Genomic DNA, 24,222 nt, shown 5'->3' with positions numbered 1-24,222 from the left:
AAGCCTCTTTTCGTGTATGTCCTCGGCCCATGAGCGACCGCGCCCGAGCCTCCAATCCGCTGCCGTCCCAGGTCGATGTCGTCGTGATCGGCGCGGGCGCGGCCGGGATCGCCGCCGCACGCCGGCTGATGCGGCCCGGCCTGTCGGTTCTGGTGCTGGAAGCCCGCGACCGGATCGGCGGGCGCGCCTGGACGGCGCGGGTCGAGGGCGAGGGTCTGGACATGGGCTGCGGCTGGATGCACTCGGCCGACGACAATGTCCTGGCCGGGCGGGTCGAGGCCGAGGGGCTGACGCTGGACCAGACGCCGCCGCCGTGGCGGACCCAGGCCTTCGACCACGAGGTCGCGCGGGCCGATCTGGCCGAGTTCGGCGAAGCCTTCGCCGCCTTCGACCAGCGTGTGACGGAAGCGGCCGGGCGGGGCGAAGACCGGCCCGCGTCCGACTTCTTCGAGCCGGACTGTCGCTGGAACGCCCGGATGGACGCCATTTCGGGCGCCCTGAACGGGGCGCGGTTCGCCGAGGTGTCCAGTCTGGATTACGACGCCTATGGCGACACCGGGGTGAACTGGCGGGTGCGCGAGGGCTATGGCCGGTTGATCGCCCGTCTGGGCGAGGCGGTGGCTGACGCGGTGGTGCGCGACTGCGCCGTGCGCCGGATCGACCGATCCGGCCCCCTGCTGCGGCTGGAGACCAGCCGGGGCGAGCTGACGGCGCGGGTCGTGATCCTGACGGTTCCCAACAGTCTGATCGCCACCGAGGCGGTGCGGATCGATCCGCCCGTTCCGGCCTGGCTGGAGGCGACGGCGGGCGTGCCCCTGGGGCTGGCGTCCAAGGTGCATATGACGGTGCGGGGGGCGGGGGACTTCCAGCCCGACACCCAGTTATGGACCCGGACCGACACGGCCGAGACCGGCGGCTATCATCTGCGGCCGTTCGGGCGGCCGATGATCGAGGCCTATTTCGGCGCAGGACTGGCCTGGGGCCTGGAGGCGGAAGGCCCCGCCGCCCTGGTCGATTTCGCCGTGTCCGAACTGGTGGCGGCCCTGGGGTCGAGCCTGCGGCGGCGGCTGGAGGCCGTCGCCGTGTCGAACTGGGGCGTCGATCCCTGGTCGCGCGGCGCCTATTCCCACGCCCTGCCGGGCCATGCGGGGGATCGGGCGAAGTTGCGGACGGCGGTCGAGGATCGGATCTTCCTGGCGGGCGAAGCCACGGCCCCGGTCTATTACGGCACGGCCCACGGCGCCTGGATGGAGGGCGAACGGGCGGCGGATGCGGCCCTGACCAGCCTGGGTCTTGACCCGCGTCGCGACGACGGCGACAGCGAGGCATGACGCCGCCCAAGGCCCGAAAACCTGTCGCCAAGTCCAAGATCCCCGGTCCGAAACGCCCGGCGGTCATGACCGGCGCGTCCGTTCCGGTGCTGCGCTGGCCGCCGGACGAGGACCGGGTCGAGGCCATTTTCGAGCGTCTGTCCAGCGTCATGCCCGAGCCGAAGACCGAGCTGAACTTCTCCAACCCCTTCACCCTGGTGGTCGCCGTGGCCCTGTCGGCCCAGGCGACGGACGTGTCGGTCAACAAGGCGACCGAGCGGCTGTTCCGGGTGGCGGACACGCCGCAGAAGATGCTGGCCCTGGGGGAGGAGGGGCTGATCCACTACATCGCCTCCATCGGCCTGTATCGCGGCAAGGCCCGCAATGTGATCGCCCTGTCCCGCCTGGTGCTGGAGCAACACGGCGGCGAGGTTCCGCTGAACCGGGCCGATCTGCAGGCCCTGCCGAGCGTGGGGCGAAAGACGGCGTCGGTGGTGCTGAACGAACTGGGGATCGAGGCCGCCATCGCGGTGGACACCCATGTCTTCCGCGTCTCGCACCGGCTGGGCCTGGCCAATGCGGGCACGCCCGACAAGGTGGAGGCCCAGCTGTTCAAGGTCGTGCCGGAGCAGTGGCTGCCCAAGGCGCACCACTGGCTGATCCTGCACGGACGCTACACCTGCACGGCGCGCAAACCCAAATGCCTGTCTTGCGTCATCGCCGACCTGTGCCCGTCGCGGGCGGGGCTGATGGCGCTGGGCGAGGCGGGCTAGGACGGTTTCGCGGCCAGGCCTGGATGGACGGCCAGACGCGCCGCCAGCGTGTCCAGCACGCGCTGGGCTGTTTCCAGATCCGCCTGTGGAATATCCACGAATATGCGGTCGCGCATTTCGGAGGCGTGGACGTCCAGCTCCAGCAAGGCTTCGCGTCCGGCCGGCTCGATCATGATCAGACGCACCCGGCCGTCTCCGATCATGCGGCGCCGGCTGACGAAGCCCAGCCTCTCGAGCTTGTCGAGTTGCCGGGTCAGGCTGGGGCCGGAGATCTCCAGACGGCTCGCCAGTTCCGTCTGGGTCAGGCCTTTGGGAGATTCCTCCAGGAAGTAGAGCAGACTGGTCCGCGCCGCCTCCTGGCCGCAGGCCTGCCGGGCTTCGGCGGCTGCGGTCTGGAAACGCCGGGCCGCCAAGGTGATGGCGAAAGCGATTTTCAGTTGCAAAACTTGACGGGGCGATAATGTTGTAGAAAGCAACTGTAACAATGGCAGGTCCTTGGATTGCGATATTCAGGGTTGAATGATCGCCTATCGTGATTTGCCGCGCTTATTCCGAATACGAGTGGATGCACTATTTGGATGCTTGTCGAGGCTAAATACATGGGCGCCGCGTCGTAACGAATTGATGTCACGCTTCAGAACATCAACTGCTCGCGTAGAACGTCCGTCATGAAATCCTTCTTCCAGCCCCGCCCCTCCCCCGATGCGGCGGAGACCGCTGAGCTGCGCAGCATGATGGCGGCGGTTCAGCGGTCGCAGGCCGTGATCGAGTTCGAGCTGGACGGCACCATCATCACGGCCAATCCGAACTTCCTCGCGGTGATCGGCTATGAGCTGGCCGAGGTTAAGGGCCGCCATCACCGCATGCTGATGGACCCTGCCGAGGCCGCCAAGCCCGCCTACACGGAATTCTGGCGTCGGCTGAACGCGGGCGAGTTCATCGCCGAAAAGTTCATCCGCTACGGCAAGGGCGGCGCCCGTGCAGTGATCGAGGCCAGTTACAACCCGATCTTCGGCGCTGACGGAAAACCCTACAAGGTCGTCAAGTTCGCCACCGACGTCACGGCGGCGGAGGTCGAGCGCGAGCGCCGCGCCGAGGCTGATCGCGTGGCGGCCGAAGTTCAGGCTTCCGTCGTCCAGGCCACGGGGCGCGGCCTGTCGGCCATGGCGGCCGGCGACCTGTCGTATCGGATCGGCGAGGCCTTCCCCGGCGACTACGCCATTCTGCGTGAGGACTTCAACCGCGCCATGGCGGCCCTGGATGAGGCGGTCGCCGTCATCCGCGGCAACGCGGGGTCCATGCAGTCGGGCGCCAATGAAATCAGCAGCGCAGCCGAGGATCTGTCGCGTCGCACCGAACGTCAGGCCGCCGGTCTGGAGCAGACCGCCGCCGCCCTGGACGAGATCACCGCCACCGTCCGCAAGGCGGCTGAGAACGCTCAGGCTGCGGATGTGGTCGTGGGTCAGACCCGCACCCAGGCCGAGACAGGCGGCGCCGTCGTCCAGCGCGCCATCACAGCCATGGGCGAGATCGAGAAATCCTCCGATCAGATCGGCCAGATCATCGGCGTCATCGATGAAATCGCCTTCCAGACCAACCTTCTGGCCCTGAACGCCGGGGTCGAGGCGGCGCGCGCGGGCGAAGCCGGTCGCGGCTTTGCCGTGGTGGCCTCCGAAGTTCGGGCCCTGGCCCAGCGGTCGGCGGACTCGGCGCGGGAGATCAAGACCCTGATCTCGACCAGCAGCACTCAGGTCAAGAGCGGGGTCGTGCTGGTCCGCGAATCCGGCGAGGCCCTGTCGGCCATCGCCGTGCGCATCAACGACATCACCCATCTGATGGGCGAGATCCGCGCCTCGACCCAGGAACAGGCCCTGGCCCTGGCCGAGGTCAATACGGCCGTGAACGAGATGGACCAGGTCACCCAGCAAAACGCCGCGATGGTCGAGGAATCGACCGCCGCCAGCCTGAGCCTGAGCCGCGAGGCGACGGACCTGACGCAACTGGTCGGGCGGTTCCAGGTCAGCGAGGACGGCGCCGACCGCGCCCCGGCCCCGATTCGTGACGCCCACGCCCGGATCGCGGCCTTTGCGGCCGACCGGGCGCCGGCCCGCTCGCGTCAGGCGGGCTTCTAGCCGCCCAGCCGTTCGCCGACGGCGCGGGCGAACCCAGCGCCGTCGGCCGGATCATGGTCCAGATAGAAGTCGGGCTCGATCAGTTCCGCCTCCATCAGCACCCAGCGCCCGGCGTTATCGCGCGCCAGATCGATGCGGGCGTAGAGCAGGGGGTCGTCAATGGCGGCCAGCACGCGTTCGGCCAGGGCCATGGCCGCCGCGTCGGGCGTCACGGCCGTGTAGAGGCCGCCGAACTGCATCTGGATGCGGAAGTCGCCGGGAACCGGCCGCTTGTTGACCGCATGACTGAACCGGCCGCCGAAGAAGAGCAGCGATGTCTCGCCGTCGGTCTCGATGGATTTCAGATAGGGCTGGATCATCGCCGGGCCTTCCGGCGCATCGGTCAGAGCTTGGCCGGGCGTGAGACGCAGGGTGCGGAAGGCGCCGGCCGAGACGGTCGGCTTGACGATCAGTACCGGGGCGCCGGTTTCCGCAAAGGCCGCATCCACCTGGTCCTGAGTGATCGCCTCGCTCCACCGCGTCGGCGGAATGGGCACGCCCTTGTCGGCCAGTCGCGCCAGATAGGTCTTGTCCGAATTCCAGCCCAGCACCGAGGCCGGATTGGCGACCGGCAGGCCCGCTTCGGTCCAGGTCGCGCAGGCCTTCAGCCAGCGGGCGTGGTCGCGGTGATACCCCCAGGCGATGACCGGCAGGATCAGGTCATAGGCGGCCAGAGCCGAGGCGTCCTCGATATGATCGGTCCAGGGCGTCGCCGTAACCGTCGCGCCGGTCCCTTCCAGCGTCGTCGTCAGCCGTGTCAGCACCTCGGGCCAGCGGCCGATGTAGGATGTGTCGGTCGGATCGGGGGTCAGGACAGCGATCTGGGTCATGACGCCTCCGTATCGCAACCCGCTGACGCATATAAGGGCTTCCTTATATGTTTTCGGGTGACGTGCGGGCCTTCAACCGCTAAGGCGCGACCATGACCCAGAACACCGCCCAATATGACGTCTGCGCTGTCGGCAACGCCATCGTCGACGTGCTCAGCCCCTGTGACGCCGCCTTCCTGACGGCCCAGGACCTGGCCCCCAACTCGATGCAGCTGGTCGACGCCGAACGCAGCGCCGCCCTGTATGACGCCATGGCGCCGGGGGTCGAGGCCTCGGGCGGATCGGCCGGCAACACCGTGGCGGGCGTCGGCTCGTTCGGCGGCCGGGCGGCCTATATCGGCAAGGTGGCCGATGATGTCCTGGGCGAGGTGTTCAGCCACGACATCCGCGCCGCCGGCGTCCATTTCGACACCCCGGTCCTGAGCAGCGGAGCGGACAACGGCTTCGGCACCGGCCGTTGCCTGATCAACGTCCTGTCCGACGGCGCGCGCACCATGGCGACCTTCCTGGGCGCCGCCAACCAGCTGTACGCCGACGACATCGACGAGGCCCTGATCGGCGCCAGCCAGATCGTCTATCTGGAAGGCTATCTGTTCGACCCGGCCCCGGCCCGCGCGGCCTTCGAACGCGCCGCCGCCGCCGCGCACAAGGCCGGTCGCAAGGTCGCCATCACCCTGTCGGACACCTTCGTCGTCGCCCGCTGGCGCGCCGAACTGCTGAGCTTCATCGAACAGTCGGCCGACATCGTCCTGGCCAACGAAGCCGAACTGGCCGCCCTGTTCGAAACCGAAGATTTTGACGCCGCCGCCGCGAAACTGGCCGCCATCGTCGAGATCGCCGCCGTGACGCGCGGCGAGCACGGCTCGGTGGTGATCGCCGGCGACGAGCGGGTGACGGTCGCCGCCTATCCGGTCGCCAAGGTGATCGACACCACGGGCGCCGGCGACCAGTACGCCGCCGGCTTCCTGCTGGGCGTCGCGCGCGGCCTGACGCTGGAAGAGGCCGGCAAGCTGGGCTCGCTGGCGGCGTCCGAAGTCATCGCCCACTGGGGTCCGCGGCCGATGGTGAAACTGGCCGATCTGGCCGGTGAAGCCGGGTTGAGGCTGTAAACGATTCTTCCTTCTCCCCTTGCGGGAGAAGGTGGCCGAGCGCAGCGAGGTCGGATGAGGGGTCGGCGGATGCACGACGACCCTGTCCGACCCAACATCTAACAACCCCTCATCCGGCCCTTCGGGCCACCTTCTCCCGCAAGGGGAGAAGGAAGCGGATTCAGCTCTTCCACCGCAGCGTCGTCGGCTGGATCGGGTTGACGAACTCCCGCCCCTCAGCCCGGCTCCTGGCCCATTCGCGCTTCAACTGCTGGTACCATTTGGCCTGTTTGTCGGCGTCGTCGATCCAGATCAGGGCGGGGTCGTAGCGCAGGCCTTCGTTCTGCAGGTTCACCATGCCGCCGTCCTGTTTCAGGAAGGCGACCACCCCCATCCGCAGGAAGGGCTTGGCCAGGTCGAAGACCCAGTGGTCCGACCAGAAGATCTGGGTGATCCGGGTCCTGGTCTCGCTGATCGGGGTCAGGCAGGTCAGGGCCAGGACCTGTTTTTCACCGACCTGGATATGCTCCCAGCGATAGCCGGGCAGGCGGAAGGTGATCTCCGTCGCAGGGGCGCCGCCCAGGATCCTGTAGAGCCGGCTGTTGGACGAGGGGGCGTGACGCACCATGGCCCAGCCGAAATCAGCGGGGACGAAGGCCTTGGTCTTTTCGTGCATCGAATGTTCGGACCGCCACCACCATTGCTGGTGGACATAGGGGCCGTGGGCGGGGTCCATCAGGCCGACGACGGCGTGGTCGATATGGCTGTCGAACTCCATGGCCTCGACCAGTTTCGGGCCTGATCCGACCACGCCCGGGAAGACGGGGGGCGCGTGGTCCGGCTCCATCGGATTGCGGGCGTCGGACGCCATCCAGACGAAGACCATGCCCTGGCTCTCGCGCACCGGAAAGGCGCGCACCTTGATGCGATTGGCCTCGAACGCCTGGTCCTCGACCAGGGACGGAATGGCGGCGCAGACCCCGTCGGGGCGGAAGCGCCAGCCGTGATAGGGGCATTCGATGGTCTCGCCCTCGCCGGGCTTTTCGACCAGTTTCCCGGCTGACAGGGGCGCGGCGCGGTGGGGGCAGATGTCGCGCATCGCATAGACGGCGCCCGCGCGTGTGCGGCCGACCAGGACGGGCTCGCCCATGATCTCGTAGCGTTTCAAGCCGGCCGGAGCGACGTCGCGGGACAGGGCGACGAAGTACCAGGCGTCGGCGACGAATCCCTTGCCGAAGGGCTGGGCGCCCGCCTTTGAGGGGGCGGCTTCGGCTTGAGGGGACTGGACGGGGGGAGCGTCTACAGGCTTCATGAGCGCCTTCTAACAGAGGGACGCGGGGTCTGTCCCTATGGAGCCGATAGAGAACTTTACATAACAAAGTGAAGGCGGCATAAGGGTCGCCTTGCAGGGGAGTTTCATCATGTTTCGCGCCTTAGGTTTCGCCGCCATGCTGTTCGCCGCCACCGCCGTCCAGGCTCAGGACGGGCACGGGGCCCATCCCGACAGGGGCCATGCGCACGGCCATCATCACGCGGATTTCACCTCCGACCGCATCCATGTCCGGGTGGACGGCGAAGCGGGCGGTCGCGACATCATCCTGATCCCCGGTCTCAGTTCCTCGCCCGAAGTCTGGCAGGGCACGGTCGATCATCTCGGCGCCGGGTGGAGAGTGCACCGGATCCATATCCAGGGCTTCGCGGGGGCCCCGGCTGAGGGCAACGCCCAGACGGGCGCGACGCCGACCCCGGTGGCGGCCCCGGTCGCCGAGGAGATCGCCCGCTATATCGCCGAACAGGGGCTGGAGAAGCCTGCCGTGGTCGGCCATTCGATGGGCGGGACCATCGGCCTGATGCTGGCCGCGCGTCATCCCGACAGCGTCGGCAAGCTGATGGTGGTGGACATGATCCCCTTCATGGGCGCGATGTTCGCGCCGCCTGGCGCTTCGAACGAGGCGATCACCACGATGGCCGATCAGGTCTACGCCGGCATGGCCAGTGTTTCCCGCGCAGAGTACGACCAGCGCGCGACAGTGTCGCTCACGGGCATGATCGCGACCGAAGGTTTGCGGGCCGGCCCTCTGGAAGACAGCCGCACGAGCGATCAGAAGGTCTCGGCCGCCGCCTTCCGCGAACTGATCGTGACAGATCTGAGGCCTGAATTGTCCGGTATCGTCGCCCCGACCGAGGTGATGTACGTCAAGTTCAACGATCCGCGCATGACGCCCGAGATTACCGATCAGATTTTCCGCAGCAGCTTCGCCAACCTGCCCGGCGTGACCCTGAAACGGATCGACGACAGCGCCCATTTCATCATGCTGGACCAGCCCCAGGCCTTCTACGGCGAACTGGACGCCTTTCTTTCGGCGAAATAGCCGCTCACGGTCGCGTGATATCGACGGGGCCGTTTCGGCGGCGGTTCATACGCGATACATGTCCGTAGAGCTTAATCCCGCTGAGCGCGGCATCTGAAGGAAAGTCATGGCGGGTCCAGGGTTCGGGGGCGGGCAGCAGGGCGGCGCAAAGCCGGCTCGCACGCGGCTGCAACAGGCGCTCTACTGGGGCGCGGTGCTGGCCGTCTGGGGACTGATCTTCCTGGTGGTCTTCTTCGCCGTGTTCGCGCGCGGCCTGCCCGACACGTCCAGCCTGTATAATGTCGATCGTCAGCCCTCGATCACCTATCTGGACCGCAACGGCGCCCTGATCGCCACCCGGGGCACCCAGATGGCGCCGCCCGCCGACCTGGACTCCCTGCCCGACTATGTGCCGGCCGCCTTCATCGCCATCGAGGACCGGCGCTTCTATCACCACCCCGGTTTCGACCCCATCGGCATGATGCGGGCGGCAGCGACCAATATGCGCGCCGGCCGGGTGGTGCAGGGCGGTTCGACCCTGACGCAGCAACTGGCCAAGAACCTGTTCCTGACGCCCGACCAGAACCTGCGCCGCAAGGTGCAGGAGCTGATGCTGGCGGTCTGGCTGGAGATGAAATTCTCCAAGAAGGAGATCCTGGCCCTGTATCTGAACCGGGTCTATTTCGGCGCCGGCGCCTATGGGATCGAGGCGGCGTCGCAACGCTATTTCGACAAGTCGGCCAAGGATTTGACCGTCGGCGAGGCCGCGCTTCTGGCCGGGCTGCTGAAGGCCCCGTCGCGTTATTCGCCCGTGTCCGAAAGCGAGCGGGCCGCCACCCGCGCCACCGTCGTGCTGAACGAGATGGAAGAGGCCGGGGTCATCACCGCCGCCCAGCGCGAGGAGGCCGTGACCCAGCCGATCATCGTGTCGCGCACCCTGGCGACCCAGCACGCCCAGTATTTCATCGACTGGCTGGACCAGTCGATCCGCGGCCTGGTCGGCGAACCGACCGAGGACATGGTGGTCGAGACCACCCTGGACCTGACGCTGCAGACGGCCGCCGAACGGTCGGTGCGCCGCATTCTGGACCGTGACGAGCGCAAGGGCGTCGAACAGGCGGCCCTGGTCGCCCTGGACGGCGACGGCCGGGTGCGGGCCATGATCGGCGGCGGCTCCTATGCCGACAGCCAGTTCAACCGCGCCGTCGAGGCGCGTCGCCAGGCGGGCTCGGCCTTCAAGCCCTTCGTCTATCTGGCGGCGGTCGAGGCCGGCTATACGCCCCAGACCCCGGTGGTCGATCAGCCGATCACCATCGGCAACTGGTCGCCCAAGAACTATTCCAACACCTTCAGCGGAAACATGACCCTGGCCCAGGCCGTGGCCCAGTCGACCAATACGGTGGCGGCCTATGTCGCCGACCAGATCGGACGCGACAGCGTGGCCCGCGCCGCGCGGCGCCTGGGCATCGAGAGCCGCATCGGTCTGGAGCCGGCCATGGCGCTCGGCGCCGTTGAGGTGTCGCCGCTGGAGATGGCCACCGCCTATGACGCCTTCGCCAACGGCGGCCGCCGGGTCGAGGCCTATGGCATCAGCCGTATCCGCACCCCCCAGGGCCGGGTCATCTATCAGCGGGCCAGCGGCCAGAGCGGCCAGGCGATCAACAATCCGTCGCTGTACTACATGAACCAGATGTTGCGCGGGGTCATGACCTCGGGCACCGGGCGCAGCGCGGCCATCGCCGGGCGCGATCTGGCGGGCAAGTCGGGCACGACCTCGGACTACAAGGACGCCTGGTTCGTCGGCTACACCGGCGGCTTCGTCACCGCCGTCTGGGTGGGCAAGGACGACAACACCGCCATGCGCGGCGTGACCGGCGGCTCGTCGCCCGCCGCCATCTGGAAGGGTTTCATGGAGGCGGCCCTCCCGCGCCTGAACGCGCCGCGCATCCCGGACGGCCCGCCCATGCCCGAGGGCTGGACTGCGCCGGATCCCGTCGGCGATCTGATGTCGGGTCTGGGCCAGGGCGGTCTGGACGAAGGTGGAGCCCCGGTCGAGCCGGTCGATCCGAGCCTGGGCGACCCCTATGTGGAAGAGCCGGCCCAGCAACCGTCTCAACCGGCGTCGAGACCGCCGGTCGTTCGCCCCACCTCGCCCCAGCCCGCCCCGCGCGACACGCCGGACCAACAGCTCGAAGGCCGTTTGCCGGCCGAGAAGCGAAGCGACCCGTTGTTCTTCTGATCCTCCCCCGTTGGGGGAGGGGGACCGCCGCGCTCTTCGCGCGGGGGTGGAGGGGGGCGACACAGGCCCGCCGTTTGTGGAGGCGCCGCCTTAGCGGCGCTCTCTTGCCCCCTCCGTCTCGGCGCTACGCGCCGATCCACCTCCCCCAAGGGGGGAGGAGTGGGTTCTACCGCCCCACGGCGTGCAGGGCCGCGCCGTAGTCCTTCAGCCATTTGCGCCAGGGCTTGTGGTCGCCGACCAGGCGTTCGACGACCGACCAGTAGGCCGGGCTGTGGTCGGCGTGGACCAGGTGGGCGACCTCGTGGGCGGCCAGATAGTCGATGACCGGCGGCGGGGCCATGATGACGCGCCAGGAATAGCGGATGGTGCGGTTGTGCGGGCTGCACGAGCCCCAGCGGGATCGGGTGTCGGCGATGGAGACCGTGACCGGCGCCTGGCCCAGGGCGCGCAGATGATGGTCGGTGCGTTCCAACAGCGTGCTGCGCGCCTCGCGCTTCAGCAGGTTCTCGACCCGGCGGGCGTAGGCCTCGCCCTCGCCGCCCGAGCGGATGACGGTTCCGTCTTCGACCAGGCGGGCTGCGCCGGCGCCGGGCGTCGCCTCCAGGCGGACCGGGCGGCCGCGCAATGAGATGACCTGGCCGGGCTCCAGCGGTCGGCCCTTGGGCCGCACCGCCAGGCGTTCGGAGATCCAGACGCCTTTCGAACGGGCGAAGGCCACGGCCTGGGCCAGGCCGCGCTCGGTCGGGGCGATCACCACCGCCTCGCCCGCGCGCGCATCGATCCGCACCGACAGACGCCGGGCGCGGGGATTGACCGACAGTCTCAGTGTGGGGCCGGAACCGGAGCCCAAGCCCCCGCCGTCAAGCGGCAGACGCTGACCGTTGCGATACGCCACCGAGGGCCTCGTTCTGGGCGATGAAATCGCGGACGCGGGGATAGATCTCGTCACGGAAGCGACGACCGTTGAAGACGCCGTAATGGCCCACGTTCGGTTGGACGTACAGCACCCGTCGGTCCTCGGGGATGTTGGGGCACAGGCCGTGGGCCGCCTGGGTCTGGCCGACGCCGGAGATGTCGTCCTTCTCGCCCTCGACCGTCATCAGGCCGATGTCGGTGATCTTGGTCAGATCGACCTTGCGCCCGCGATGCTCCAGCAGGCCGCGCGCCAGCAGATGCTGCTGGAAGACGATGTCGATGGTCTGGAGATAGAATTCCTCGGTCAGATCCAGCACCGACAGATATTCGTCGTAGAATTCCTCGTGCTTCTCGACCCCGTCGCCGTCGCCGTCGATCAGGCTGTTGAAATAGTCCCAGTGGGCGTCGCGATGGCGCTCTTCGTTCATCGACATGAAGCTGTAGAGCTGGACGAAGCCCGGATAGACCCGCCGCCCGAACCCCGCATAGGGCAGGGGCACGGTGTGGATCATGTTCGACCGGAACCAGGTGAAGGGCTTTTCCTCCGCCAGCTGGTTGGTCACGGTCGGCGACAGCCGGGCGTCGATGGGCGAGCCCATGAAGGTCATGGAGAGGGGGCGGTTCTCGTCGCCGTCCTCGGCCATGATCGCGCAGGCCGCCAGAACGGGCGGGCCGGGCTGGCAGACCCCGACCACATGGGCCCGGCCGCCGATCTCGGCAAGCATCCGCCGGACGTGGTCGATATAGTCGAAGAAATCGAACCGGCCTTCCAGCACCGGCACCTGGCGGGCGTTGATCCAGTCGGTGACATAGACGTCGTGGTCCTGAAGAAAGGCCTCGACCGTGCCGCGCAGCAGGGTGGCGTAGTGGCCCGACAGGGGCGCGACGACCAGGACGGCGGGGCCGGAGGCCGGCTTTCCGGCCCGTTTCAGGTCGCCGATATTGCGGGCGAACCGGACCAGGCGGCACCAGGGGCTCTGCCAGATCACCTGTTCGACGGTGCGCACCGGCTTGCCGGCGATCTCGATGGTTTCCAGCTTCCAGTCCGGTTTGCCGTAGCGACGTGTGACGCTCTCGAACAGTTCGGCCGAGGCGTAGGCGGTGCGTCCGACCGCCGTGTCCGCCGCCGGATTGAACGGCGAGGTCCAGAAGCGCCGGGCCATCTGGGCGCCGACCCGAAACGGCAGGGCCGACTGATAGGCGAGTTCATGAAAGGCGTAGAGCATGACGATCCATTGCGGGTCTTGCCGAGACCGAAAACCGGGTTCCGGCCGTTTGCTGCATAGCAGCATACAGGGTTTGAGCTCAGCGCGGCAGTTATTCGCAATCCTGTCCAATTCCCGCCCGGGTTCGATCTTCTCCCCGTCGTCGGAACGTGATCTGATGTCGGCGATGTCCGGGGGGATGTCTATGGAGCCTTCCCATGTTGGTCCTGCTGACCATCGCCAGTCTGCTGCTTCAGCACGCGCCGAACGTCGGCCTCGTCTCCTACGAGGAGGCGGTGCGCTGCGCCGGCCTGACCCAGGCCGCGTCCGAACTGGAAGGCGGCGAAAGCGCGGAGGGCAGGCGGCTGTACGACGCCGCCCTGTTCTGGTCGCTCGCGGCCATGCAGGCCGCGACCGCCGCCGGCAAGCCCTCGCGCGCGGCCGAGGCCGACCAGACCCGCGCCCGGATCGAGGCCGTGCGTCGGCTGAACGCCGACGCCTCCGAGGCCCGCGCCGCCTTGCAGCGCTGTCGCCAGAAAACCCCCGATCTGAATTGACGAAAAATCATCCTTAAGGCCAGGCTGAACCCCCTTGGCGGCGTCGCGTTTGCATTGGAACCCCAGGGGGACGCACCGGTCGTCCCGAAGCGGGATTTAGAGGCGTCCATCGCATGTTCGAGTTCGGCCGAGACCTTCGCAAGCTGTTCGCCCAGGCCCGCGAGAGCGAGGATCTGGGCTGGGTCGAGCTGATCGGCGTCGATCTGCTGGCGGCTGAGGCGCGGCGCGAAACCACCGACGCCGGTCGCGTCTCCTGCGCCCGCCCGTTCGAGACCGAGAGTCGCGCCGCCGCCCTGTGGCGCGAACACGCCCGCCGCAGCGGCGCCGTCGACAGCCTGGACCGCGCCGACCGTTGCGCCGACAGCCTGGTGCGCGCCGCCGTGGGCGAGGATCGGGCGGCGCGGGCCGCGATCGACAAGGCCCAGGCCCTGATGCTGCGCTTCGATCTGTGCGGCGATCCGATTCACCTGGATCGCGCCCTGGCTGCGCTCGACGCCGCCGGGCGGCCGCGTCGGTCCCATGCCGCAGGCGAGCTGTCCTCGATCCATGCCCGGCTCAAGACACGCAAGGCCCGTCTGTCCGGCGATCCCGCCGCCCTGATGGACGCCGCCGCCCTGATGGACCTGGCCCTGCATGAGGCGGGGGCGAACGACGTCGAACTGCGGCTGGATCGGGCGGGACTGGCGCTGGAGACCGGGGTGATCAAGCGGGACGCCCGCCTGCTGGACCAGGCCGGACGCGATCTCGGCGCCCTGGTCGAGAACGCCTCGCCCGACTATCGCCCCCTGACGCGCGCTCGCGCCCTGGCCCTGTGCGGCGCGGGTCTTTCGGCCCTGGCCTCCGTCGCCGATCATGCCGAGGCCCTGGCCCAGGGACGGATGATGTTCGACGCCGCCGCCGATCAGTTCACGCCCGACCACAGCCCGCTGGACTGGGCCGTCATTCAGGTGCTGCGCGCCGGCGACGACGCCACGCCCCTGATGCTGTTGAACCAGGCCGAGGCCCTGACCCAGGGCCGCGGCCTGATCATCGGCGCCCTGGTGCGCGAACGCCGCGTATCGCGCGAGATCGCTCTGGCCGAGGCTGTGCGCGACCTGACGGGGCTGGAGCTGATGGAGGCCCGCCTGCGCGACCGGCTCGCCGCCGCTGCGCCGCTGGACTGGGCCGCCGACCAGATCGGTCTGGCCGAACTGGCCCTGGCCCGTCATCGCCTGGGCGGCCCTGCGCCCGCCCACCTGCACCTGATCCTGAACGAAGCCGTCCTGACCGCGCGCGAACTGGGCGTGCCGGCCCTGGCCGACCGGGCCGGGATGCTGCTGTGGAAGGCGGGGCTTTAGATCTAAGCCTCAGCCGCCCATGGCGACGAAGGGTCCGTTGAGGAACTGGGGCTTGCCGTAGGCCAGGCGCTGGCCGTCGTCGGCCAGAACGCGGCCGCCGGCGGCTTCCAGCACGGCCTGACCGGCCGCCGTATCCCATTCCGAGGTCGGGCCGGAGCGCGGATAGGCGTCGAAGCGGCCCTCGGCGATCAGGCAGAATTTCAGCGAGGAATCCGTGCCCTGCCAGCGGGTGCAGCCGTGGCGGGCGGCCAGACGCGCGGCCTCTTCATCGGTGACGCTGTGGCTCAGCAGGGCCATGCCCTCCTGCGGGCGGTCGCGGACCTTGATCGGCCGCCATTCGGCGCCGGCGTGGGCCTCGCCCTCCTGCTGCTCGCCGTATTGGCGACGGAAGGCGCCGCCGCCCGGCGTGTCCGTGCGCCAGGTCGTGGCCTTCGCCGGAGCCGTGACCACGCCCGCGACGGGATAGCCCGCGTGCATCAGGGCGATGTTGACGGTGAAGGCCTCGCCGCCGCGCACGAACCCCTTGGTGCCGTCCAGCGGGTCGATCAGCCAGAACCAGTCCTCGGCCGAGGCCGGGGCGCCGTTCGCGGCCACCGCTTCTTCGGCCACCGTCTGGACGCCGGGATAGAGGGCGGCCAGCCGTTCGAGGATCAGGGCCTCCGCGGCGCGGTCGGCCTGGGTGACGGGACTGTCGTCCGACTTGGTCTCGACGGCGGTGTTATTGCGCCAGTAGGGCAGGATCAGGCGCGCGGCGTCTTCGGCGATCTCGGCGATGGCCAGGGCCAGGGCGCCGGACTCCAGGTCGAGGGCCAGGGTGTTCGTGGGGGAGGTCGTCATTATGGGCTCGATAGACCATTGCGGCGGTTCCATGAACCGGCAAATCACGTCAGCTTCGCGCACGACATGAACTGTGACCTGAACGCCGACGAGAGTATGCTGGCCTCCATGAATTCGACCGACGCCGCCAAAGCCCCGCTGGACCTGCCTGTCGACGGAATCGAACTGGCCACCTATGTCGCCGCCAAACTGTGCCACGACTTCATCAGCCCGTCGGGCGCGATCGTCTCGGGCCTGGATCTCATGCGCGATCCTTCGGCCCAGGACATGCGCGAGGACGCCCTGTCCCTGATCGAACAGAGCGCCCGCAAGATGGTCGCCCTGGTCCATTTCGCCCGCGTCGCCTTCGGCGCGGCGACGACCAGCGAACGGTTCACCGCACGCGAGCTTCAGTCTCTGGTCACGGGTCTGACCGAGGGCGGGCGCGCCTCGCTGGACTGGCGCATCCACGAGGGCGAGTTTTCCAAGCCCCAGGCGCGCGCCCTGACCAATCTGGCCTATCTCACCGTCGGCGCCCTGCCTATGGGGGGCGATGCGGTGATCCAGTCGCGCGTCGAGAACGGCTTCCTGTTCATCGAGGGATTCGCCGAGGGCGCCCGCGCCCGGCTGAAGCCGGAAGCGGTCACGGGCCTGGCCGGCGAGCGCCTGATCGAAGGGCTGGCGGGGCAGTGGATCCAGCCCTACTGGCTGTGGCTGACCGTGGTCGAGGCCGGCGGCTCGCTGCATGTGACGGTCGAGGACGGCCGCGTCGTCCTGGTCGCGCGAATGCCCGTGTGAGGCTTTCCCAACGACTCGTTAACTGGAATCGGGCGATGCTGCTACGACGCGTGACTTCTGCTGAAGGTCCGGCGCCGGGGAGCCCGTCTTGGATTTCAAAACCTGCCTCATCGTCGATGACAGCCGGATCATTCGCAAGGTCGCCCGCCGGATCGTAGAGGGCCTCGGTTACGAGGTCGACGAGGCGGCGGACGGCGCCGAGGCCCTGGCCTATTGCTCAGGCGTCATGCCCGACGTGCTGCTGATCGACTGGAACATGCCGGTGATGGACGGGCTGACCTTCTTGCGCCGCCTGCGCGCCTCGCCCGGAGGAGAGGTTCCGAAGGTGTTGTTCTGCACCATCGAAACCCGGCCTGAGCGGATCGCCGAGGCCCTGGCCGCCGGCGCTGACGACTATGTCATGAAACCTTTTGACGGCGAAATTCTTCAGTCCAAGCTGATGGAGGTCGGCGCGATCGCGGCATGACACCCGAGGACTTCGACAAGCTTCAGGGGCTATTGGCCACCCGCGCCGGCTATCGGCTGGCGCGGGATCGCATTCACCTGGCCGAACACCGGCTGGGACCGATCGCGCGTCGTGAAGGCTACGCCAATGTCGAGGCCCTGCTGACGAATCTCTGGGCCAATCCGGTCGCCTCCCTGGGCTGGGCTGTGATCGAGGCCCTGCTGAACGCCGAAACCTGGTTCCGTCGCGATCGCACCCCGTTCACCGTGCTGGAGAAGGAGCTTCTGCCGGCCCTGTCGCGCGCCCGGCCGAACGGCCGGGTCAAGGTCTGGTCCGCCGGATGTTCGACGGGCCAGGAGGCCTGGTCGATCGCCATGGCGGGGCTGGACATCGGCGTTCCGCTGGATCTGACGGCCACCGACCTGTCGCAGCGTGCGATCGAGAAGGCGCGTTCAGGCCTCTACACCGGCTTCGAGATCCAGCGCGGTCTGACCGCCAAGACCATGCTGCGCTGGTTCGAGCCGGCCGAGGACAACTGGTGCGTCCGCGCCGAACTGGCCGACACCGTCCGTTTCGGACGCGCCAACCTGCTGGACGAGCCGACCGACGAGGCCCGTTTCGACGTCATCTTCTGCCGCTACGTGCTCGGGGACATGGAGCCCTCGCGCCGCGCCCGCGTGCTGGACGGGCTGGAACGCCGCCTGGTCGACGACGGCTGCCTGTTTCTGGGCATGGATGAACGGCTGGAAGGCGAGACCGTCGCCTTCCGCCCCGTCACCGGCCGCAAGGGCCTGTATGTGAAATCCCCCTCCGCCGCGCGCAGAGCCGCCTGAACGGCCGCTTTGAACCGCGACGTGGATTCAGCCCGCGTGCAGTTCCTGCTTCACCCGTTCCGCCAGGGTCTTGATGTCCAGAGGCTTGGGCAGGAAGGAGACCCCGACCTCGTCCTGCAGCAGGTCCGAGAAGTCGCTTTCGGCATAGCCTGAGATGAACATGACCGGGGCGTCGCCCAGGTATTTGCGCGCCTTCTTCAGCAGGGACGGGCCGTCCAGGCCGGGCATGATGACGTCGGAGATCATCATGTCGATCTGGCCCGCGTATTCCTCGGCCAGGATCAGGGCCTCCTCGCCGTCGGCGGCCTCGATCACCTCATAGCCGCGCTGGCGCAGCAGGCGGGCGGCGATGCCGCGCACGGCGTCCTCGTCCTCGACGAACAGGATGCGGCCGGCGCCCGACAGGTCGCGCGGCGCCTTGACCTTGACCTCGACCGGCTGAACCTCGGCCAGTTCCGCCTCGCCGGCGGCCGGCAGGAAGATGCGGAAGGCCGCGCCCATGCTCATGCCGTGCGGGCCCTCGATATTGCTGACCGAGATATGGCCGCCGGCCTGCTGGGCGATGCCGTAGACGGTGGCCAGGCCCATGCCCGTGCCCTCGTTCACCGCCTTGGTGGTGAAGAAGGGTTCGAAGATCTTGTCCACCAGTTCAGGCGGCACGCCGGGGCCGGTGTCCGACACCTCGATCAGGGCGACCTCATCGGTGGGAGCGTCGGGCCAGCCCATCTCGCGCGCCTGCTGGGCGGTCAGGCGGCGGGTGGTGATGGTGACGACCGCGTCGCCCGGCTCGACCACGCCGCGCATGGCGTCGCGGGCGTTGACGGCCAGATTCATGACGGCGGTCTCGAGCTGGCTCTTGTCGGCCAGGACCACAGGCAGGTCGCGGCCGTAGTCGGTCTCCAGCCGAACGTCCTCGCGCAGCAGGCGCCGCAGCAGGATGGCGAACTCCCCGACCAGCTCGCCCAGATCCAGCCGCTCACGCCGCACCGTGGACTTGCGCGAGAAGGCCAGCAGTTTGCGCACCAGGTCGGCGGCGCGAATGGCGGTCTGGCGGATCTCGTTCAGCCCCTCGTAGGAGGGGTCGCCGACCGGATGCCGCTCCAGCAGGCCCGACAGCTGCAACTGGATGGCCGTCAGCAGATTGTTGAAGTCGTGGGCCACGCCGCCGGCCAGCTGGCCCACGGCCTGCATCTTCTGGGCCTGCGACAGCTGCAGCTCCATCGACTTCTGCGCCGAGACGTCGAACAGCCAGATGCGCTTCTGTTCGCCCTCTGGCGCCACATAGAGGTGCAGCATCTTGTCGGGATAGGCGCGGGCGACCAGTTCGATGGGGCCGGACGACCCGGCCGCCAGCTTGACCCGCGCCTCGGCCACGCCCGTCGGGTCGAACAGATGGCCGAAGGCGGCGTCGCGCGCGGCGTTGGGGCCGGTCAGCACGGCCAGGGCGGCGTTGGCCTCCTGCGCCCGGCCGGCGAACAGGTCGGGGCCGTCGATCACGGCCGAGCCGAAGGGAGCGCCGGCGGCCATGGCGCGGGATTCGCCCGTCGCCGCGCCGTTCGTCGGGGCCGTCGCCACGGGCAGGGGCAGGACGGCTTCGGGCGCGACCCGCATCAGATACCGGTCGGGGCCGGCCTTGCCGATCACCACCTCGACCTCGCGGTCGCCGATCTGGACGATGGCGTGGCCCGGCTCGCCCCGACGCGCCTGGGCGAAGGCCATGTACAGGGCCTGGGCCGACTTGCCGCGGGGCAGGGCGGTGGTCGTGCCGTTGGACTGGGCCCAGGCGCCGTTGAAGGCCAGGACCTGGCCCGTCTCCCACACCAGGGCCGCCGGCTCCGCCATGGCGTCCAGCATGTCCACGGCCACGTCGCTGGACGGCTTGACCGTCTCGGCGCGGCGGAAACCGAACAGGCCGATCAGGGCGATCAGACCCGCCGTGACGATCAGGATCATGCCCGGCCCCGACATCGGATTGGCCTTGAAGGCCGGATAGGCCAGGGCCGCGACGGCCACGACCACGCCGAACGCCGTCGCAACGGAGAGCAGGTCGAACGGAAGGCGACGGTTGGGCTTCATGCGGCCTCGCGAATCAGTGGTCTGATCATACCCCCAAATCCGGCGCCAAGCCTTACGGGGGTCTTACCGACGTTTGCGGGACTGGAACACGAAGCCGATGATCTTGGCGGCGGCCTCGAAATGTTCCTTGGGAATGACGGCGTCGATCTCGACCGAGGCGTAAAGGGCGCGGGCCAGAGGGACGTTCTCGACGATCGGCACGCCATGTTCCTTGGCGACTTCACGGATCCGCATGGCCAGGGCGTCGACCCCCTTGGCCACACAGACCGGCGCCCCGTCGCCCTCGCTGGGTTCGTAGCGCAGGGCCACCGAATAGTGGGTCGGGTTGGTCACGATGACCGTGGCCTTGGGCACATTGGCCATCATCCGCTGGCGGCTGCGCTGCATGCGGATCTGCTTCAGCTTGGCCTTGATGTGGGGATCGCCCTCGGACTGTTTGTAGTCTTCCTTCAGTTCCTCCTTGGTCATCCGCATCCGCTTGGCGAAGCGCATCTTCTGCCAGACGAAGTCGGCTCCGGCCGTCGCCCCCAACAGGATGATGGCCGCCACGAACAGGGCCAGGGCCATGTCCCGCGCCAGCGGCAGCAGGGCGGCCGGGCTCAGGGTGACCATGTTCTCGAACTCGCGGACATGGGGTTTCAGCACCATCCAGCAGACGACGCAGACGGCGATCAGCTTCAGGAAGGTCTTGACGAACTGCATCAGGCCGTCGGGGCCGAAGATGCGCTTGAACCCCGACATCGGGTTCACCGACGACCATTTCGGCTTCAGCTTTTCGGCGGTGAAGATCAGGCCGGACTGGGCCAGGTGTCCGCCCGCCCCGCCGATGATGGTCGCCAGCATGACCGCTCCCAGGAAGGGGGTCATGGCCCAAAGAGCCTGGGCCAGAATCTGAGCCCCCGCCCCCGAATCCAGCATCCCCAGCATCTGGTGAGGGGCCGCGATAAAGGGCAGCAGCTGTTGCGCCATCGACCCCGCGAACCAGCCCCCGGCGCCCAGGATCACCGCCGCCGCCCCGGCCAGGGACAGGACCTGGCCGACGTCCTGAGACTTGGCGACGTCGCCCTTCTTGCGGGCGTCCTCGAGTTTTCGAGGGGTGGCGTCTTCTGTTTTCGACTCGGGATCGGTGTCGTCAGCCACCCGCCCCTCCTCCGAAGGCGCCGGCCGCGAACACCTCGGCGAGGCGGCGGTAGCGGTCGATGAAGACGGTGCCCAGGGCGCCCAGGCTGAGCGCGAAGATCGACAGGCCCAGGATGACGCTCAGAGGCGCGGCGGCGAAATAGACCTGGAACGACGGCATGACCCGCGCGATCAGGCCCGAGGCCAGGTTGAAGATCAGGGCGAACACCAGAACCGGCGCCGCCAACTGCACCCCCAGCAGGAAGCTGTCCCCCAGGGTTCGCACCGCCATCTCGGTGAAATCCCCCATGATCAGGGGCTTGGCCGGGGCGATCAGACTGTAGGAACCGACCATGCCGGCGATGAACAGGTGGTGGGTGTCGGTGGCGAAGATCAGCGTCACCCCGAACAGCAGCAGGAACGAACCGACCGTCGACCCCGGCTGGGCCTGTAGCGGATTGGCCGTCTGGGCGAAGCTGAGGGTGGTCTGCAGCGAGACGATCTCGCCCGCCGTCATCAGCGACGTCAGGAACATGCGCAGCAGCATGCCGATCATCAGGCCGACCACCACCTCGCGGATCACCCACCCGGCCATGCCGCCCAGGGTCTCGGGCAGGCCCGGCAGGCTGTCACGCACCACAGGCCACAGCGCCAGGCTGATCAGCAGGGCCAGCGAAAGGCGGATGCGCGGCGGCACATAGGTTTCCCCGAAGCCGGGGATCAGCATCAGGATCGCGCCGATGCGGGCGAAGATCAGCCCCCCGGCCCAGACCTGATCCGCGGTGGCGTAAGCCTCCACTACATGCCCGCGATGCGCGCCGCGATCTGGCGCATGAACCCGCCCAGCAGGGCGCCCATCAGCGGCAGGAACAGCAACAGGGACACGAAGATGGCGATGATCTTGGGCGCATAGATCAGGGTCTGTTCCTGGATCTGCGTCAGGGCCTGGAACAGGCCGATCACGACGCCGACGACCAGGCCGACCAGCAGGACCGGCAGGCACAGCTGGATCGTCAGCCAGATGGCGTCGCGCCCTACATCCAGAACTTCCGCGCCGTTCATCGGCCCACGCTCCCGCAAATCACTGGGCAGAAAATGCCGGGAGGATGGTTAACGGGGAGATAATGGCCGGATCCCTCCCCAATCCTTTTCGGTCTGTAGAAAGCAAATAGGAGCCATCTCCGCCCCAATGCCGGAACCGGCTTCCGGGCCGCCTGGACCGTCTCGTCAGTCCGACGGATCGTAGCGGGAATTCGGACGTGGGCTTGCTGTGAAATTCCACGATCTGCTGCGTGTTGCGACCCGTAGATGTATTTCAGGCGGGGTGAGATTCTGTGGCGGAACGACCTGAAAGTGCATGGCTGGCGGGCTGCGGTTCGACCTTCGTTGATCAAAAAAATCCACCAATCTTAGAGGCTTATCGATAGGTACAACTCCCTATCAGGCGTTTGAAGTCGGTTTAACCATATCCCTGGATGGTGCGTTCGGGTTGTGTTTTAGCGCGCCGTGGGGATGGGACGAGATATGAGAATACGCATACCAGTGGATGTGGCTGTCGAGGTTCGTGATGTTGCGAGCCTCCGAGGGTCGACTTTCCCGGTCGATGGCTCGCTCGTCATTCAGATGGCGCTGGCTTTCGTCCTGACCGCCCTCGGATGTTCGGCTGTCTGCAATCTGCACCAGGGTGCACGCTCGCCAGTGGCGTCCGTCGCTCGTCATGATCGATTTTTCGGGAGATAGGCTATGCGTTTCACCATCAAGGCCAAGTTGATCCTGACGTTCGGGGTGCTGATCGCGGCGATCGCCGTTTTAGTCGGCGTTTCCCTCAGTCATCTTTCGTCTCTGCACGCCGCCATCCATGAGGTTGTCGCCGGACCGGCCGCTCAACTGAGCCGGGCCCAGAGCATCCAGACCGAGTTCAGCAGCTATGTGAGGCGTGAGCGCGGCATGCTCCTGACCACCGACCCTGAAGCGGTGCGTGAGTTTTCCGAAGAGGTAGGCCGGGGCCGAGGCATGTTGGAAGACCTGCTGGCTCAAGGCCAGGCGGTCGCATCGGCAGACGCCAAGGCCGAGTGGGTTTCGCTCGCGAACGCCTGGTCAGAATACAAGCCGATCAGCGAAGAAATTCACAGGCTGGCGCTCGCCGGCGATGACGTCGGCGCCAAGGCGTTGATGTTGAACGAAGCGCGCGCCAGCCTTTCTGCGATCGAGGACTCCGCCCAAAACATCGTCGCGACGGACAAGGCGCTGATGGCGCAGGCCGAGGAGGGCGCCAATGCGGTGTTTGAGGAAGCGCGTGTAGGGCTGATCGTCGCCAGCGCCTTCGCTCTATTCGCTGCGGTCTTCGGTTGTGTCTGCATCACACTGATTGTTCGGAAGGGACTGATCCGCGCCACTGAGGCCGTTCGCGCCGTCGCCGAAGGCGATCTGACCCAGGCGGTCGTCGTCACCAGTCGGGACGAAATCGGCGACATGCTGGGCGACCTTAACCGGATGATCGAACGCCTCCGCAGCGTAGTCGGGGACGCGTTAGCGGCTGCAGACAATGTCTCGGCCGGCAGCCAGGAACTGTCGTCTTCGTCGGAACAGATGAGCCAGGGCGCGACCGAACAGGCCGCCGCCGCCGAACAGGCCTCGGCCTCGATGGAAGAGATGGCCGCCAACATCAAGCAGAACGCCGACAACGCGGCCCAGACCGAGAAGATCTCGCGTCAGTCGTCCAAGGACGCGGAAACCAGCGGTGAGGCCGTTCATCGCGCGGTCGAGGCCATGCGCACCATCGTCGCCAAGATCGGCATCGTGCAGGAGATCGCGCGCCAGACCGACCTGCTGGCCCTGAACGCGGCGGTCGAGGCCGCCCGGGCCGGGGAGCACGGCAAGGGCTTCGCCGTCGTCGCCTCGGAAGTGCGCAAGCTGGCCGAACGCAGCCAGACGGCCGCCGCCGAGATCGGCGCCGTCTCGGGCGACACCGTCAAGGCGGCCCAGGAAGCCGGCGAGATGCTGCAACGCCTGGTGCCGGACATCCGCAAGACCGCCGAACTGGTGTCGGAGATCAGCGCCGCCTGCCGCGAGCAGGACGTCGGCGCCAGCCAGATCAACGAGGCCATCCAGCAGCTGGACAAGGTGATCCAGCAGAACGCCGGCGCGGCCGAGGAAATGTCGGCCACCTCCGAGGAACTGGCGGCCCAGGCCGAGGAGCTGCAGACCTCGATCGCCTTCTTCCGCACGGACGCCGAAAGAGTCCCTGCCCGTGCTCAGGCCCGGGTCTCGACCTTCAAGTCTCCGGCCAAGCCGGCGGCCCGCCCGACGCCCAAGGCTGCGCCGTCCAAGCCCGCCGTCCACGCCCAGCAGGCCCGCGC

Annotated in this window: 22 protein-coding genes; 12 read left to right on the top strand and 10 right to left on the bottom strand. The window is 67.9% G+C overall.

Translation table 11 applies throughout. The features are described from left to right. The first annotated feature begins 29 nt into the window (after positions 1-29). Together AC07NC_RS05145 and nth are read left to right on the top strand one after the other, a co-directional pair. Entirely contained in the window at positions 30-1,331 is a 1,302-nt protein-coding gene (locus tag AC07NC_RS05145) for a flavin monoamine oxidase family protein (protein ID WP_494568801.1), read from the top strand. Next, the gene (nth, locus tag AC07NC_RS05140) at positions 1,328-2,083 is read left to right on the top strand and encodes an endonuclease III (RefSeq protein WP_494568800.1); all 756 of its coding nucleotides are present in this window, start codon (positions 1,328-1,330) and stop codon (positions 2,081-2,083) included. The genes AC07NC_RS05145 and nth overlap by 4 nt, the downstream gene beginning before the upstream one ends. Here the strand turns inward: nth and AC07NC_RS05135 are convergent. Further along, on the bottom strand, positions 2,080-2,526 hold the full coding sequence (locus tag AC07NC_RS05135) for a MarR family winged helix-turn-helix transcriptional regulator (protein ID WP_494568799.1): 447 nt from the start codon (positions 2,524-2,526) through the stop codon (positions 2,080-2,082). The two genes, nth and AC07NC_RS05135, sit on opposite strands and share 4 nt — an antisense overlap. A gap of 225 nt (positions 2,527-2,751) precedes the next feature. On the opposite strand from AC07NC_RS05135, the gene AC07NC_RS05130 reads away from it, so the two are divergent. Continuing rightward, positions 2,752-4,215 carry a methyl-accepting chemotaxis protein gene (locus AC07NC_RS05130; protein WP_494568798.1) on the top strand — a complete coding sequence of 488 codons (1,464 nt, stop codon included), beginning with the start codon at positions 2,752-2,754 and terminating at the stop codon, positions 4,213-4,215. Here the strand turns inward: AC07NC_RS05130 and AC07NC_RS05125 are convergent. Beyond that, on the bottom strand, positions 4,212-5,084 hold the full coding sequence (locus AC07NC_RS05125) for an ATP-grasp domain-containing protein (RefSeq protein WP_494568797.1): 873 nt from the start codon (positions 5,082-5,084) through the stop codon (positions 4,212-4,214). The two genes, AC07NC_RS05130 and AC07NC_RS05125, sit on opposite strands and share 4 nt — an antisense overlap. Positions 5,085-5,176: 92 nt before the next feature. Between AC07NC_RS05125 and AC07NC_RS05120 the strand changes: the two genes are divergently transcribed. Then, the gene (locus AC07NC_RS05120; RefSeq protein WP_494568796.1) at positions 5,177-6,193 is read left to right on the top strand and encodes an adenosine kinase; all 1,017 of its coding nucleotides are present in this window, start codon (positions 5,177-5,179) and stop codon (positions 6,191-6,193) included. A gap of 160 nt (positions 6,194-6,353) precedes the next feature. On the opposite strand, the gene AC07NC_RS05115 is transcribed toward AC07NC_RS05120, so the two are convergent. Continuing rightward, the gene (locus AC07NC_RS05115) at positions 6,354-7,484 is read right to left on the bottom strand and encodes an aromatic ring-hydroxylating oxygenase subunit alpha (protein ID WP_494568795.1); all 1,131 of its coding nucleotides are present in this window, start codon (positions 7,482-7,484) and stop codon (positions 6,354-6,356) included. Positions 7,485-7,593: 109 nt separating this feature from the next. Here AC07NC_RS05115 and AC07NC_RS05110 point away from each other — a divergent pair, with 109 nt between their 5' ends. Next, positions 7,594-8,544, top strand: a complete 951-nt coding sequence (locus AC07NC_RS05110) for an alpha/beta fold hydrolase (protein ID WP_494568794.1) — start codon at positions 7,594-7,596, stop codon at positions 8,542-8,544. A gap of 106 nt (positions 8,545-8,650) precedes the next feature. Then, positions 8,651-10,762 carry a transglycosylase domain-containing protein gene (locus AC07NC_RS05105; RefSeq protein WP_492071636.1) on the top strand — a complete coding sequence of 704 codons (2,112 nt, stop codon included), beginning with the start codon at positions 8,651-8,653 and terminating at the stop codon, positions 10,760-10,762. Between the two features lie 166 nt (positions 10,763-10,928). On the opposite strand, the gene AC07NC_RS05100 is transcribed toward AC07NC_RS05105, so the two are convergent. Together AC07NC_RS05100 and AC07NC_RS05095 are read right to left on the bottom strand one after the other, a co-directional pair. Beyond that, a complete protein-coding gene (locus AC07NC_RS05100; protein ID WP_494568793.1) occupies positions 10,929-11,657 on the bottom strand; it encodes a M48 family metallopeptidase in 729 nt (242 codons plus the stop codon). Continuing rightward, positions 11,623-12,903, bottom strand: coding sequence for a polyhydroxyalkanoate depolymerase (locus AC07NC_RS05095; protein ID WP_494568792.1), 1,281 nt, complete (start codon positions 12,901-12,903; stop codon positions 11,623-11,625). Before AC07NC_RS05095 ends, AC07NC_RS05100 begins: the two co-directional genes overlap by 35 nt. Positions 12,904-13,100: 197 nt before the next feature. Here AC07NC_RS05095 and AC07NC_RS05090 point away from each other — a divergent pair, with 197 nt between their 5' ends. Further along, positions 13,101-13,439 (top strand): hypothetical protein, encoded by a 339-nt coding sequence (locus AC07NC_RS05090; protein WP_154726679.1) that lies wholly within the window; start codon positions 13,101-13,103, stop codon positions 13,437-13,439. A gap of 113 nt (positions 13,440-13,552) precedes the next feature. Beyond that, positions 13,553-14,776: a hypothetical protein gene (locus tag AC07NC_RS05085; protein ID WP_494568791.1), complete on the top strand. Its 1,224-nt coding sequence runs from the start codon at positions 13,553-13,555 to the stop codon at positions 14,774-14,776. A gap of 9 nt (positions 14,777-14,785) precedes the next feature. On the opposite strand, the gene cysQ is transcribed toward AC07NC_RS05085, so the two are convergent. Then, complete coding sequence (gene cysQ, locus AC07NC_RS05080) at positions 14,786-15,613, bottom strand: 3'(2'),5'-bisphosphate nucleotidase CysQ (protein WP_494568790.1); 828 nt, start codon at positions 15,611-15,613, stop codon at positions 14,786-14,788. Between the two features lie 66 nt (positions 15,614-15,679). On the opposite strand from cysQ, the gene chpT reads away from it, so the two are divergent. The 3 genes from chpT (at position 15,680) to AC07NC_RS05065 (ending at position 17,668) form a co-directional block, all read left to right on the top strand. Continuing rightward, entirely contained in the window at positions 15,680-16,390 is a 711-nt protein-coding gene (gene chpT / locus AC07NC_RS05075; protein ID WP_008259610.1) for a histidine phosphotransferase ChpT, read from the top strand. A gap of 88 nt (positions 16,391-16,478) precedes the next feature. Then, positions 16,479-16,856, top strand: coding sequence for a response regulator (locus tag AC07NC_RS05070; protein WP_008263303.1), 378 nt, complete (start codon positions 16,479-16,481; stop codon positions 16,854-16,856). Next, positions 16,853-17,668 carry a CheR family methyltransferase gene (locus tag AC07NC_RS05065; RefSeq protein WP_494568789.1) on the top strand — a complete coding sequence of 272 codons (816 nt, stop codon included), beginning with the start codon at positions 16,853-16,855 and terminating at the stop codon, positions 17,666-17,668. Before AC07NC_RS05070 ends, AC07NC_RS05065 begins: the two co-directional genes overlap by 4 nt. 27 nt (positions 17,669-17,695) lie before the next feature. On the opposite strand, the gene cckA is transcribed toward AC07NC_RS05065, so the two are convergent. The 4 genes from cckA to fliQ form a co-directional block, all read right to left on the bottom strand. Further along, positions 17,696-19,744 (bottom strand): cell cycle histidine kinase CckA, encoded by a 2,049-nt coding sequence (cckA, locus tag AC07NC_RS05060; protein ID WP_008264323.1) that lies wholly within the window; start codon positions 19,742-19,744, stop codon positions 17,696-17,698. 63 nt (positions 19,745-19,807) lie between these two features. Beyond that, entirely contained in the window at positions 19,808-20,884 is a 1,077-nt protein-coding gene (gene flhB, locus AC07NC_RS05055; protein WP_494568788.1) for a flagellar biosynthesis protein FlhB, read from the bottom strand. Continuing rightward, a complete protein-coding gene (gene fliR / locus AC07NC_RS05050; RefSeq protein ID WP_035308077.1) occupies positions 20,877-21,662 on the bottom strand; it encodes a flagellar biosynthetic protein FliR in 786 nt (261 codons plus the stop codon). The genes flhB and fliR overlap by 8 nt, the downstream gene beginning before the upstream one ends. Next, on the bottom strand, positions 21,662-21,925 hold the full coding sequence (gene fliQ, locus AC07NC_RS05045) for a flagellar biosynthesis protein FliQ (protein ID WP_008258892.1): 264 nt from the start codon (positions 21,923-21,925) through the stop codon (positions 21,662-21,664). The genes fliR and fliQ overlap by 1 nt, the downstream gene beginning before the upstream one ends. A gap of 681 nt (positions 21,926-22,606) precedes the next feature. Between fliQ and AC07NC_RS05040 the strand changes: the two genes are divergently transcribed. Next, positions 22,607-24,222 (top strand): methyl-accepting chemotaxis protein (locus AC07NC_RS05040; protein ID WP_494568787.1); only part of this gene is annotated, 1,616 nt, incomplete at its 3' end.

The organism is Brevundimonas sp. GW821-FHT10A07, assembly GCF_059415785.1.
This window is presented reverse-complemented; position numbering and strand designations above follow the sequence as displayed.